Source organism: Paenibacillus silviterrae (assembly GCF_030167925.1).
In the GTDB taxonomy this organism is placed as follows: Bacteria; Bacillota; Bacilli; order Paenibacillales; family NBRC-103111; genus Paenibacillus_G; species Paenibacillus_G silviterrae.
This window is the reverse complement of the sequence record NZ_JASKUT010000001.1, coordinates 3,364,878-3,377,889: the sequence shown is the minus strand read 5'-3', so window position 1 is coordinate 3,377,889 and position 13,012 is coordinate 3,364,878. Positions and strand designations below refer to the sequence as shown.

15 protein-coding genes are annotated in these 13,012 nt (G+C 53.2%); 5 read left to right on the top strand and 10 right to left on the bottom strand.

Annotated elements, in window-relative coordinates; genetic code table 11:
• Window positions 1-13: 13 nt before the first annotated feature.
• From QMO62_RS15405 to QMO62_RS15375, 7 genes are read right to left on the bottom strand one after another with little or no spacing between them, the layout of a single operon-like run.
• Window positions 14-757, bottom strand: coding sequence for an HAD family hydrolase (locus tag QMO62_RS15405; protein WP_284644955.1), 744 nt, complete (start codon window positions 755-757; stop codon window positions 14-16).
• Between the two features lie 59 nt (window positions 758-816).
• Window positions 817-1,245, bottom strand: coding sequence for a bactofilin family protein (locus tag QMO62_RS15400; RefSeq protein WP_284642237.1), 429 nt, complete (start codon window positions 1,243-1,245; stop codon window positions 817-819).
• 38 nt (window positions 1,246-1,283) lie between these two features.
• Complete coding sequence (locus QMO62_RS15395) at window positions 1,284-2,273, bottom strand: M23 family metallopeptidase (RefSeq protein ID WP_284642235.1); 990 nt, start codon at window positions 2,271-2,273, stop codon at window positions 1,284-1,286.
• A gap of 35 nt (window positions 2,274-2,308) precedes the next feature.
• The gene (locus QMO62_RS15390; protein WP_372516678.1) at window positions 2,309-3,712 is read right to left on the bottom strand and encodes a GerAB/ArcD/ProY family transporter; all 1,404 of its coding nucleotides are present in this window, start codon (window positions 3,710-3,712) and stop codon (window positions 2,309-2,311) included.
• A gap of 33 nt (window positions 3,713-3,745) precedes the next feature.
• Window positions 3,746-3,979: a hypothetical protein gene (locus tag QMO62_RS15385; protein ID WP_284642230.1), complete on the bottom strand. Its 234-nt coding sequence runs from the start codon at window positions 3,977-3,979 to the stop codon at window positions 3,746-3,748.
• Window positions 3,976-5,163, bottom strand: a complete 1,188-nt coding sequence (locus QMO62_RS15380; RefSeq protein WP_284642227.1) for a Ger(x)C family spore germination protein — start codon at window positions 5,161-5,163, stop codon at window positions 3,976-3,978. The genes QMO62_RS15385 and QMO62_RS15380 overlap by 4 nt, the downstream gene beginning before the upstream one ends.
• Complete coding sequence (locus tag QMO62_RS15375; RefSeq protein WP_372516721.1) at window positions 5,160-6,731, bottom strand: spore germination protein; 1,572 nt, start codon at window positions 6,729-6,731, stop codon at window positions 5,160-5,162. The genes QMO62_RS15380 and QMO62_RS15375 overlap by 4 nt, the downstream gene beginning before the upstream one ends.
• A 257-nt stretch (window positions 6,732-6,988) precedes the next feature.
• Here QMO62_RS15375 and cls point away from each other — a divergent pair, with 257 nt between their 5' ends.
• Together cls and QMO62_RS15365 are read left to right on the top strand one after the other, a co-directional pair.
• The gene (gene cls / locus QMO62_RS15370; RefSeq protein ID WP_284642223.1) at window positions 6,989-8,419 is read left to right on the top strand and encodes a cardiolipin synthase; all 1,431 of its coding nucleotides are present in this window, start codon (window positions 6,989-6,991) and stop codon (window positions 8,417-8,419) included.
• Window positions 8,420-8,447: 28 nt separating this feature from the next.
• The gene (locus tag QMO62_RS15365; protein ID WP_284642221.1) at window positions 8,448-8,612 is read left to right on the top strand and encodes a hypothetical protein; all 165 of its coding nucleotides are present in this window, start codon (window positions 8,448-8,450) and stop codon (window positions 8,610-8,612) included.
• A 4-nt stretch (window positions 8,613-8,616) separates the two neighbouring features.
• On the opposite strand, the gene ligD is transcribed toward QMO62_RS15365, so the two are convergent.
• From ligD to ku, 3 genes are read right to left on the bottom strand one after another with little or no spacing between them, the layout of a single operon-like run.
• A complete protein-coding gene (gene ligD, locus QMO62_RS15360; RefSeq protein WP_284642219.1) occupies window positions 8,617-9,522 on the bottom strand; it encodes a non-homologous end-joining DNA ligase in 906 nt (301 codons plus the stop codon).
• A gap of 6 nt (window positions 9,523-9,528) precedes the next feature.
• Window positions 9,529-10,461, bottom strand: a complete 933-nt coding sequence (locus tag QMO62_RS15355) for an ATP-dependent DNA ligase (protein ID WP_284642217.1) — start codon at window positions 10,459-10,461, stop codon at window positions 9,529-9,531.
• A complete protein-coding gene (gene ku / locus QMO62_RS15350) occupies window positions 10,458-11,324 on the bottom strand; it encodes a non-homologous end joining protein Ku (protein WP_284642215.1) in 867 nt (288 codons plus the stop codon). The genes QMO62_RS15355 and ku overlap by 4 nt, the downstream gene beginning before the upstream one ends.
• 125 nt (window positions 11,325-11,449) lie before the next feature.
• On the opposite strand from ku, the gene QMO62_RS15345 reads away from it, so the two are divergent.
• The 3 genes from QMO62_RS15345 (at window position 11,450) to thiL (ending at window position 13,007) form a co-directional block, all read left to right on the top strand.
• Window positions 11,450-11,653 (top strand): hypothetical protein, encoded by a 204-nt coding sequence (locus tag QMO62_RS15345; protein ID WP_284642213.1) that lies wholly within the window; start codon window positions 11,450-11,452, stop codon window positions 11,651-11,653.
• Window positions 11,653-11,835 carry an H-type small acid-soluble spore protein gene (locus QMO62_RS15340; protein ID WP_284642211.1) on the top strand — a complete coding sequence of 61 codons (183 nt, stop codon included), beginning with the start codon at window positions 11,653-11,655 and terminating at the stop codon, window positions 11,833-11,835. The genes QMO62_RS15345 and QMO62_RS15340 overlap by 1 nt, the downstream gene beginning before the upstream one ends.
• 146 nt (window positions 11,836-11,981) lie before the next feature.
• The gene (gene thiL / locus QMO62_RS15335) at window positions 11,982-13,007 is read left to right on the top strand and encodes a thiamine-phosphate kinase (RefSeq protein ID WP_284644954.1); all 1,026 of its coding nucleotides are present in this window, start codon (window positions 11,982-11,984) and stop codon (window positions 13,005-13,007) included.
• The last annotated feature ends 5 nt before the right edge of the window (window positions 13,008-13,012 follow it).

Below are 13,012 nucleotides of genomic sequence, written 5' to 3'. Positions count from 1 at the left end.
GGTCCTTTTTTTGCTACTCCAGCTTTCCTTCCACATAATCCCGGATGGCCCCGGGGATCTCCTTCAGCGAGGACAAGGTCAAGTAAGCGCCGGCCGGCTTGGCCGTTACCTCCACTTGGTTGAAGGACCACTCCTGCTGCGCCGGCATGAAGATCGCGTGGATGCCGTTCTCCAGTGCAGGCATGATGTCGGTGCGCAGGGAATTTCCGATCATCCAGGTGCTGCTGCGATCGAAGCCGTGTGAACGGATCAAGCCGCCGAGAAATTCGGTCGTCTTGTGCCGCGTTACATGTATGCGGTCGCCAAAAAACCGCGCCAAATCGGCTTCGGTTACTTTGCGCATTTGAATGGCCGGGTCTCCGCCGGTATATAGATGCAGCACATGCCCTGCTGCCTGAAGCTCAAGCAGCGTTTCCTCCATGTGAGGGTAAGGCTCGATATCGTGACCGTATACCGAATCCCCGAGCTCCTTCAAGGAATGAACCTCATCTTCGCGCCAAGGACGTCCGAGCAGATGACAGTAATATTCATAAGTATCGATAAACGACTTGGGAAAATGGGAGGGAGAGAACCCGCTGACCAGCACCTGCTGCAGATCCAGCTCGGCCTGCTTCTTCTTCACTTCCTCAATCGATAAGTGATATCCGTGAAACCACATCTCCATCTGGTCGGCGAACTGATCCATGACCATATCAAAAAATTTATTACAATACAGCAGTGTATCGTCCAAATCAAATAAAATCGTCTGCGGCTTCATCATCGTGGTTCGGCTCCTGCTACCTATAGAATAACAGCCCCTAAACGGCTGTCATGCTATTATACCACGACACAGGACAGCGCCGCATCCTCCTTCTCTTTTGCCTCCTGCAGCGGCAGCGCTTCTTTGCCGCCATACATGTCGCTTTTGCCTTGAAATACAGCCCCTTGCTCAATAATCAGCGAGCCGGCCAAGATGGTGCCGGAGAGCTTGCCGGTCGCCGTGATCCGGACGGTTCCTTCGGCACGCACAATGCCTTCTACACGTCCGGCAATGATCACATGGGCGGCATGCAGATCGGAACGCACATATCCCCGTTCTCCGACTACGACCTCTCCCTCCGAGCGCAGCCGACCGCGTATCTCGCCTTCCACCCGAAGATCTGCCGGTGCATACAGGTCGCCTTCAATTACACTGCCTTCTCCGATCAAGGTGACGGCACTGCCGCTGACCGCCAGAGGAGGCTTCATCTTTTTGAACATTGCCATGATTTCTTTACCACCTTCATGATATGTTAAGGTTTGCACTAGCTCTTCGCAGCATTGGCTGGCAAATAAGGCTTCGGATCCGTAGCCTTTCCGCCTTGAATCACCTCATAATGCAGATGCGGTCCGGTACTGCGCCCGGTAGTGCCCAGCCTTCCTATGGTTTGGCCTTTTACAACCTTATCGCCCTGCTTCACATCTAAGCTGTTCAAATGCATATACCAGGTGCGAAGTCCGGAACCATGCTCTAGGATGACGTGGTTCCCGTGCAGCTTGTCGTAGCTTGCCGTATGTACCGTGCCGCTGCCGGAGGCATAGACCGGATCGTTCATTTTGCCGGCGATGTCGATCCCCCGGTGAAAGCTGAGCTTATGATGAATCGGATCCTTACGATATCCGTAATTGGAGGTCACAATCCGTGACACGGTAGGCCATAAGCTTGGAGTATGCTGCAGGCGCTCCCGCTTTTCCATTAGAATGCGTCTTGATTCTGCGAAGCGGGCTTCCAGCTCGGCCATTTCGGCGCCCAGGGCCGCATAGGAGGCTTCCGTGGCGGAAGCCAGTGCTTTCGTCTCTTGCGTCGTAACGGAAACGGCGGGGCCGCCCATGCCGGCTAGGGACGTGCCGCCGGCGTCGGCCTGCCCTTGGGAGATCGCTGCCCCTGCTCCCGGGGACAGCTCTTTCAGCTCATCTTCCAGCTGCTTCATTTGTTCGACCTTGCTGCGAACCTCCTCGGCTTGCTTGGACAACGAGAAGATATCGTTTTTCAATTGCTCGATCGTGGCGTTTTTGCTGTCCAAATCCTTTTCCAGCTGCTCATTTTGTCCGGATAACTCCGCATTCCACCAATATGCCGTGGCGGCGGTATGAGCATAATGAAAATAGACGAATAAGGAGGCTATCACCAGGATAGCTGCCGTAATCACGGTACCCCAGATGGCCGCCCGGCTCAGCTTGACACGAACGACACTGCCGTTCACCTCAGGAATGATGACGAACGTCAGCTTGCTTTGAAACCACTTGTAATTCATGATAACTCCTTTCGATTTTGTTGCACTTTCATGGATTAGCTCCCAGCCGTCAAATCGGGGTTTGCTCGAAGAACATTTTGCTCCTTTGCCGCCTGGATCTCCATATGCGTTGTTCCCAGCAGGAGCACCAGACTGACTCCATAGCCGATCCCGCAGAGAGTCCCAACGAGAGCATATTGCCTGCCGAGCAGGATACCTACGGCGACCAGCCCCATCATTAGAGCCAGCAGCATATTCCCGATTCGGCTCCAGGTACGGTATGACCTTTGTCCGATAGCAGAGCCCAGCATCCCGCTTTGTTTCGGGCGGTTCACCGGCCCGGTACCATGCCCCAATTCCGATTGCTTTCCGGGACTCCTCTTAGGGAAGCGTCCAGCGGCAAGCAGGATGGCGATCAGAAGAAGCGGCTGGTAGCTTAAACATATAAGCGCAGAGCTGTAGTTGCCGAAGCTGAACACCTCCGTAGTGCTTTTAAACGAAAGCAATGAGGTGACCAGCAGGAAAAGAGCGAATGGTGTATTGATTACGGTATAATCCCTCGACTTTAGCAACCCTGCGACACCATTCAAAAACGACAAGTAGATCAAGCATATTTTGCAGACAAGTATCGGAAAAAAGATCATCAGCACCGGCAAGTCCACCCGGTCCAGAAAATCCGTTAGATGGATATGCTGCACTAGACTGTAGTTGGGATAAACCATGTTGCCGGGGATGACCGGGCCGAGCACCATCACCTCCAGGACCAACAGGAGCGTCAGCAGAAAGGTGGAGATAACCGTACCGTGACGAACCGCCGCACGGATTTGGCGGGCGTTCCAGAGGGTGTGCAGAAAGGCGCCCATAACGAAAATGTCTCCGTACCATCCGAAGGTCAAATAATTCATCCTCAAATGATCCGCAGCCGGAGACGCCAAAATCGGCTGCAGTAAATTGACCGATATTTCATTGCTGAGAAACAGTGGCAGCAGCACGAATTGCCCGAACAGTATGGGCAGAAAAAAGTCGTTCACCCGGGCTATGATCTCCACGCTGGTTCGGCCATAAAACATCAGCAGCAGCAGCAGTACAAGAATAATCATCTCGTCCGGTGTATTCGGAAGGAGAATCGTTCCGACGAATTTTCCCAAGGATCGGAGATCCCGCACCAAAATGAGCCAAAGGTGAAAGAGCAGCACAAGGTTGACCAGGGTGCCGACAATCTTTCCGAAGATCGCTTTGGTGATTTCAAATATGTGCATGCCCGGAAACCGCTGCGCAAGAAATCCAAAGCAAAAGGCTACCAAAAACAAATAAGCCGTTGGAAGCAGATAGGCAAACCAGGCGTCCATATCGGCAACGCGTACAAGCTCATGCTGTATGGTCAGCAGTCCGCCGCCCGTAATCAGCGCTGCCGTCAGCCAGGCAAACTGGCGGTGGTTGATGATCTGCAAGTCGTTCAAGTGCATGGCACCTGCCTTTCAATGGTGTACCTGCTACGACGGGTGGATATACTGAAACACCCATGGGGAGACGTGATCAATAAAAAAACCTGTCGGCATCGGCACATCGATATCGAGTACAATACAAGCAAATAAAGCGAGGGTAACGACGTAAACGAGCAGATGCATCCGGCGCATCGATTTTTTCAGCGTCCGGATGCGTTGAAGGTCCATCAAGGCGGTCACCAGAAGCAAAGCGCCGAATACGTAAATGAAAATCGAATTCATTGTTTTTGCGTTCCCCCCTTGACGATATTCTGATGAATCAGCCCGTTCTCCGCGATGACCGTCTTGACGTTAATATCAAATTCAGCGTCCTGAAGGGGGGCAGGCCATGTTTTGGCGTAGCTTTGCTCCCAGAGCGCAGGGTACGAACGGAACAGTGCATTGCCGAGCTGGGCCGGATCGGACTGCTGCTTGATGGACTTGCTTAAGGCATCCTGGATCGAGTTCTTAATATGCTCGGCCAAGGCGTTCTCAACCTTCTTGGTCGGGCTTGTTTGGCTTAAATCATAAGAGGACCAGTTTTCCATCATCTTGGCCCGAACGAGAACCTCGAGCTGGTATTTCAGTTTGCCCTCCTGGATCTTTACGTTCATATTGGATTCCGTATTGTAAATCCGGAGTGATATGGCGGCTTGATCCTCAAGCTTAAGCGTAATTGGGGCGACGATGCGCTGATTCATCAGCCAGGCCAGGCCGCTGGCGACATCGGATTCCAGGGTTCCTACCATTTTGTCTCCCTTAAACATGGCAAACCCCAGTACGTTGACTTCCTTCGACGTCTTCTCACTTTTCTCGGATTCCTTGACCTCCATATACGCCGCAATTGGATCGGATCCGGGAGCAGCCAAGGCTACGCCCACGTTCTTCATGCTGATATTCATAATGTAAGGCCCCTTGGCCAGCTCCCTGATCGCCTCCGACGGGAAACGCTCGAACTTGGGGGTAGCCAGCAGCATTTTGTGAGCCGGGCCTTTCGTTACAACCATGTATCCGCTTAGGCGGCTTTCCGGCGTTCGCGGAAGCGTGTCGTAGAGATCCTTGATTCCCTTGCGGGCAAAATCCTCACTCACCAGGAAGACACGTCGATGGGCCAGAAACATGCGGCGGGGCATCCGCTGCTGAAGCTTGCCCTGGGCCTCACGAATAGTAACTCCGGTCTCGGAGTCGATGTAATAGCTCTTCTCCCCTCCGGTACCTCCTCCTCCTCCGGTGGCTCCTCCCATTTGACCCGGCAAGGGGACAAGCACGGAGAACCGGACCTTGCCGTCCTGCTCCAGATCAACGGACGAGGCCAGAATAAAGGCCATATCGTTGATTTCCGTTCGATCCCAGCAGCCGGGAAGCAGCATTACGCACATAACGAGCAGAGGCAAACTCTTGAGCCTTCGCCAATTCATCGTTATCATTGCTCATCCCCCTCCCGCTTGCGGTGATGTTCAATCGTTTTTCCTTTTTGGCCGCCATCCTGCAGGATTTCCTGAGAGAGATCCCCGTCCATGCGCTGCTCGTCCATGACAGGCATGAAGGCCGGGCGACGCTTCATGGACCACCATGGCGAACGAATGACGATATCCTTCATATCCCTCGAAGATAAAGGTCCGAGAGGGGACAGGTAGGGAACCCCGAACGAGCGCAGGCTGGCCAAATGTCCCATAATGAGCATGACCGCAATCAAAATGCCGTACATTCCGAACACGGAAGCGGCGAAGATGATCGGAAATCGAAGCATCCTTACGGCGATGGCTCCATTGAAACGAGGGATGGTGAAGGAGGCAATCCCTGTAATGGATACTACGATAACGACAGGCGCGGACACGATTCCCGCCTCCACGGCGGCTTGTCCCACGACGAGGGCACCAAGGATACTTACCGCGGAGCCGATCGTCTTCGGCAGCCGGATACCGGCCTCGCGCAGAGCCTCGAACGTAATTTCCATAATCAAGGCTTCCACTACGGCGGGGAAAGGAATGGACTCACGTGCCGCGGCCACGGATAAGAGCAGCTGCGTCGGCAGCAAATCCTGATGAAACGTCGATATCGCCACATATAGCCCCGGTGTCAGCAAGGAGAGCGCAAAAAACAAATATCGCAGCCAGCGCAAAAGCGTAGCAATCTGAAAACGTTCGTAGTAGTCCTCGCTGGCCTGCATAATCTCCATAAAGACAAAGGGAACAAGCAAAACAAACGGAGTACCGTCGATGACAATGCCTACACGACCCTGAAGAAGGGCCGCAGCCACCATATCGGGTCTTTCCGTATATTGAATTTGCGGGAACGGCGACCACGCGGAATCCTGAATAAATTCTTCAATGTAGCCCGATTCCAGCACAGCATCGATATCAATCTTCTCTAGACGTTTGACGACCTCCTGGACGACTTGGGGATCGGCGATCGAGTCCAGATAAGTAACCACAACATTTGTATTACTCTCTCGCCCGATCGTCATCGGCTTCATCTTCAGCCGCGGCGTCTTCAGCTTGCGCCGGATCATCGAGGTATTTGTACGCAGGCTTTCGACGAATCCTTCCCGGGGCCCCCGAATAACGGATTCCGTCTCGGGCTCGGCAATGGAGCGCTTCTCAGCTCCCCGAAGCCCCATGACGATGGCCTGTGTGCTTCCGCCGACAATCAGGCCCGTATCCCCGCTAAGCACGGCGAGCAGCAAGTCCGCGTAATTATCTGCCTTTTTCGTTTGCGATACAGGCAGTGTGGCGGACAGGATCCGGTCGGTAAGATGCTCGCCGCCCTCCAGAATCATGAGCGCCTGCATCATGTCATTCACTTGGCCGCCGTTCACGAGTCCGTCAATATTGAAGAGAATCGCGCGGATTTCCGGCTCGATCAGGAACTCGCGAAGCACAAAGTCGGAGCAATCGGCAAACAGCTTAGTTAGGTAATCCTTGTTTTCCTCAAGGGTAGGGAAGACCGAAACGGATTGGAGGTCCTGAATAAACCGGTAGTCGTGCTTCTCCATCGCCTCTTCTTTTTGCTGTTGTCCTTTTTTCTTGCCTTTTCTCGGAATGATCACAGCTTCGGTACTCCTTTTCTGCCGTTATAAAAGAGTTCCGAACTATTTTTCTCAAAATTTGAAAATTTATTTAGCAAAATTTATATATCGCTCTGTTCCTGCGCCGAACGACCGTACAGACGAATAGGGAAACTCCTCCCGGTAAAGGCTAAAAGGTGCAAAGCCGAATCGCCAAAACTTTTCAAAAGCAGGGGGTCGGTACGGTGCTATGGATCATAATCGTACTTTTGTTATTCATTTCACAAATTCTCACTGTGTTGATCGGGGAGTTCAGGCATCCGTCGAAGACAGTAGCCTGGATGGTCATTCTTTTTATGTTTCCACTTATTGGTTTTCTTATGTATTACTTTCTTGCCAAGGAATACTCCCAACGCCGCAAGGTACGCCGCAAGGGGATCCGTTATGTGACCGATATTCGTTATTTGGGCAAAAAGCATTCCGCTTCCGAGCATCCGCTGGAGGAGGGGAAGCTGGGGGCCTGGCGGGATGAGCCGCGGCTGTTTGCCTTGCTCAGCAATATTCCCGGATCGTTGATTACGCAGCTCAACGAAGTTAGGGTGCTGACGAATGCGCAGCAGGCTTATCCCGTCATGCTCGAGGCATTGGAGCAGGCAACGCATCATATTCATTTTCAGTATTACACATACCGGCATGATCGAATCGGCTTGCAATTCCACGAGGTTCTGCTCCGCAAAGCAAAAGAGGGTGTGAAGGTACGCTGTATCTTTGACGGGATCGGAAGCTACAAGCTGAACCATCAGTACATAAAGCAGCTGAAGGAGGCGGGCGCCGAGATTTATATGTTTCTCCCGGCTCTTGTCGCATTCTTCGATAAGCGCATGAACTACCGGAATCACCGCAAAATTATTGTGGTGGACGGACTGAAGGGCTTCCTTGGAGGCATCAATATTGGAGACGAATATTTGGGGGCCAATCCCCGGTTGGGATTTTGGCGGGATACGCATCTGGAGCTTCGCGGCGATGCCGTTTACTCCTTACAGCAGACGTTTCTGACAGACTGGGCGTTCGTGACGGGCCATCAAGTGGCGGATCCGCTGCTGTATCCGGAGCATACCTGCGAGGAACGCAAAGCGGTCCAGCTGATCGCAAGCGGCCCCGACGCTTATTGGGATGCGATCCTGGAAATGTTTTTCGGCGCGATTACGACGGCCAAAAAGCGGATTTACATTACTTCGCCGTATTTTATTCCGGATGAAAGCATCGTCATGGCTCTCAAATCGGCTGCGATCAGCGGTGTGGACGTTCGCATCATTTACCCCGATAAGGCGGATTCGAGACTTGTCAACTATGCCTCGCTCTCCTTCCTGGAAGAGCTGATGCAGGCGGGGGTGAGGTTCTACAGCTACCAGAAAGGGTTTATTCACGCCAAAATCATGATCATCGATCATCTCTTGGCTACGGTGGGTACGGCGAATATGGACATGCGAAGCTTTTTCAGCAATTTCGAATTGAATGCGGTGCTTTTCGATCAGGAGTCGATTCATCGGCTTGAGCAGGACTTTTATCAGGATATGAAGGACAGCTTTGAAGTGAAACCCGACATATTCGAGAAACGTCCCAAATGGCAAAAACGCAAGGAAGCGATTGCCCGATTGTTATCGCCGTTATTTTAAAGCACATGACAAAAGGAGGTGATTGGTTGTGGTGAAACGTGGCAAAGAGGCAAGACGCAAGCACGAGCCTTCGATCGCGCCGGGGATGAGCACGCATGATCCGTTAGAGGAGGAAGCATCCGCTTCGGAGGTGCAGGCAGGCGAGTCCACCCCGGTGACCCGTCTGTACTGGGACAGGACACCGCGGGATTAGGCACTTAGGGAATATGAGATAACACGTGATCCAGATTTTGCGGGGGCGTTTGCTGAATAAGGTCTCCCTTACGCTGCAAGCGTTCCCCGATATTGAGCAAATGAAAATCGCGGGGATCGGGGCGAAGGCGAACCTCCTCCCAGGTGAGCGGCGTAGAAACCGAAGCGCTTTCTCTTGCTCTTGGCGTGTAAGGAGCGGACAGCGTCTTGCCGTACCAATGCTGAAGATAATCGATATAAATGAGCGATCCGCGGTTTTTCTTCAGCCGTTCGATGGTGAACAGCTTCGGATGCATCTGAACCGCATAGCTTGCCACGAAATGCCCGATACGACGCAGCTGCTCAAAGGTGTAGCCCTTCTCTCGTGCAATCGGCACATAAATCTGAACGCCCGTGGCACCCGAGGTTTTCGGTACCGAACGTATGTTCAGCTTATCGAGAATATCTCCGATGATTTCGGCGGCCTGCATAATGCGGGGCTCCGGGTCGATACTGGGATCGATGTCAATCAGCCATTCCTCCGGCAGCTGGGATCCGATCCGGTGAAAAGACGGATGAAATTCAAGGCAGGCCAGGTTGCCAAGCCAAACCAACGTGGGCAGTGAGTCCAGGTGTACATAATTGATGCTCTCCAGCATCGCCGTCCGCACGAAATCCGGCGTAGGCTCGGGGGTGTTTTTTTGATAAAACGACTTTTCGTTCCACCCGTTCGGGAACCGGATCGTCGTCAAATAGCGGTCTCGGCAATAGGTAAGCAGATAGGGAGCCAAAGCGATGAGCCGTTCAAGATAGATCGCCTTCGTAATGCCTTTTTCCGGCCAAAGCAGCTTGTCCGGATTCGTGATCGTGACCTCGTGACCCTCGATTAAGACGGTCGCTTTATTCTGTTTGCCGCGGGTAGCGGTTGCCATACAGACTTACTCCTCCCATTCGATATGGACAAGCTTCGGATGCCTTAACTGTCCGGCGGAGGTTACCTCGAGCCCGGTAACCGTTCCCTTGAGCGGCTTCGACAGCCAAAGAATTTGCTCCCTCCGAAGCTCATAAGGCAGCTGAGTCCGATTTAACGGCGCTTCCGCTCGTTCCTGCTCACGTCCGAAAGTAAGGAGCCGAGTCTTCATCGAGGTATCCAAACCCAAGGAAACTCTTCCGAACAGGGCACCGTTCTTCACCATGATCAGACTCGCCACCCTTCCTTCCCGAATGATAAAGCCGATGAAGTCCACCTCATGAACCTCCGCCGTCTTCTTCTTAAACCAGTCCTTGTGGTGCTTTCCTTCCCGGTAGGGACTGCTGAGCCGTTTGGAGATGATCCCTTCCCAGCCGTTCGCATCGACCCAGTCCCAAAGCGCATCCCCATCCGAGATCAAATCCGTGACAAATAGCTGGGGGTGCTTGTCTGGAAATAGCTCCAGCAGCTTGGCATGGCGCTCGTGATAGGGCCTGTCCCGCCAATCCTCCCCGCCATAATGAAGCAGATCGAACAACACGTAGATAAAGTGGCTTGTCTCACGACCTTTTATCCGTGCAGTGGCGCTGCGGGTGCGTTCGCGTTGGAGTATTTGGGAGAAATCCGGCCTCTGCTTCACCGTATCGAAGATGACGGCTTCTCCGTCAAGCAGCAGCGGCTGATGCCTCAAGGCATGCTCCGTAAGCAGCTTCACGGCTTCCGGATAAATATTCGTCTTATCCCCCATATAACGGGAAAATAGCCGGATCCGGTTCTGCTGAAGCTCGGCTAGCAGGCGAACGCCGTCCCATTTCAGCTGAAAGCCCCATTCTGCCCCCGTGGGTATCTTGGATTCGCGAATAGGGGCCATTGGCTCCTTGGGCAATTCGATATCGCTCATGTAAGAGCAGCTTCCTTCTCCTTATCCTTCTTCTTGCCGCCTTTGGCCCTTGGCTTCTTCTCGGCAGCGGGAGCGTCGGTAGGTACGGGAGCGGAAGGCTTGGCTTGATTCAGACTGGCTTGCAGTGCGGACATCAGGTCAATCACATTCGTGCGCTGGGCCTCCGGAGCAACGCGAATCTCTTGACCGGATACCTTCTGTTCAATGGCGTTCAGTACGGCTTCGCGATAATCATCCTTGTATTTTTCCGGTTCGAACGGAACGGACAGCTGGGCGATCAGCATCTTGGCCATCTCCAGCTCCTTGTCGTTCACATTGTGCTGCTCAGGAAGGTTCGGCACCTGCTGAACGGAACGAATTTCGTCCGGATAAAAAATCGTCTCCATGGCGATACAGTTATCGATGATTCGGATGGCAGCCAAGCTGCTTTTGGATCGGATTGATATTTTCGCGATCCCGATTTTTCCTGTTTGGCGCATGGCCTCCAGAAGCAGGCTGTATGCATTGGCACCTGTTTCACCGGGGGAGAGGTAATACGTCTTGTGAAAATAAATCGGATCGATGTCTTCGAGGTTGACGAAGTCGAGAATTTTAATTTCCTTCGTCACTTCGCCGTTCAGCTTCTCCAGCTCATCCTTCTCGAACAGAACGAACGAGCCTGGCTCGTACTCATAGCCTTTGGAAATTTCCTGCCACTCCACCTCCCGCTCGCAATGGAGACATTTGCGGACAAAGTTCAGCGGGGTATTGCACTCCTTGTGAATCATGCGCATGGGGATATCCTTATCCTCCGTCGCGGTAAACATTTTGACGGGCACGTGAACCAGACCGAAGCTGATTGCACCCTTCCATACCGTGTGCATAGGAACCCTCCTGTACCTGCGTTTGTTTTACCATTTAGTATGCTCATCTATTCGAAGCCCTAACCTGAATGCACGACGAAAAGATGGGAAAAGCTAGGATACGAACGAATAAGGGAGGGATTCCTATGGCAGAAGCGAATACGTCCGGCGGCTTCGGAGCGAACGATTCGGCACACGAGGGGCGCGATTCCAGCTTTATGGACGAGGATCGTATGGTCAACGAGGGACTCGGAGGGGGCCAGGTGTCTCCGCAGAACGGTCTTATCGAAGACACGACCACAAATACTATGGATGAACAGGAATCGGTATTGGATGGAGGTGACAGCTAATGCAGGTGGAGCGCGCACAAGAGATTTTGAGCTCGAACGATCGGGTCGACGTCAAGCTGAACGGTGAATCCATATGGATCGACACTGTATTTTACCATGACAAAACCGCAAGAATTCACTCCTTGAATGGTCCTCAGGATACACGGGTCGTTTCGGTGGATGAGCTTCAAGAAATGCAATAAGCATCCATCCTTGAAAAAAGCTTCTCAGCAAAGCTGCAGCCGAACGCTGCGGACTTGAGCCGGGGAGCTTTTTTGTTGCGGGTAGGGGGCTGGAGGGCTATAATAAGTTTCAATACTGAGGGAAAGGCGGTTTGCTCTTGAGCTCTATGGATGAATTTGCCTTGATCCGGCGTCTGACCTCGGACAGACAAGCTCCCTCTCTGCTGGATTCGGCTGGCGTAATGACAGGAATCGGCGATGATGCGGCTGTAGCGAAGACAACCCTGGGGAAGGAGCTCGTCCTGACCTGCGATACGATGACCGAGGATGTGCATTTTTTGCCGATCACGATGCGGGATTCGGATATCGGCTATAAAGCGATGGCTTCCGCCATTAGCGATATTGCGGCAATGGGAGGAACGGCGAGGCTCGCCATGGTGTCCGTAAGCATCCCTCCTAGGTGGACACTGAATCGCATGGAACAGGTGTATGAAGGACTGTATGCCTGTGCGAATCGGTGGAATGTCGCCGTTGTGGGCGGTGATACCACGTCCTCTACGGGAGGACTAACCTTATCCGTATCGGTGATTGGCGAGGTCGATGCAGGGAGAGCCTTACTGCGTTCCGGGGCGAAACGCGGCGACGTGGTAGTAGTAACCGGACCGCTTGGCTTATCCGCTGCCGGACTTGACTATTTACTCAAGCAGCAGCTTCGTTCCGACGGGTGGCCGGCTTTCGATGACCGGATCCTGCCTTTGGTGACGGCTCACTGCCGACCGGATCCCCGGTTGGAAGCAGGCGAATTGCTGCTAAGGAGCGGAAGATGCCATGCGTTGAACGATGTCAGCGACGGTCTTGCCAGCGAAGCCTGGGAGCTTGCTGAGGCCTCGGGAGTTGGTATCGATCTTCTGGAGGAGCGGATCCGGGTGACGGACGAGCTCTACAGCTATGCCGCCGGGGTGGGGAAGGATGCGCTTGATTATATTTTATACGGCGGTGAAGACTATCAATTGATAGGAACCGTTGAAGCCGCTTATGCGCCGGAGCTGCAGGTAGCGTTCCGCGAAGCGGGTTTGACGCTGGATGTGGTCGGCTACGTGACCGCGGAGGATACCGGAGTGAGGCTGATCCGTGAGGACGGTACCGTCCAATCCTTGGATAAGAAGGGATATAATCATTTTACAAAGGGATGAACCGA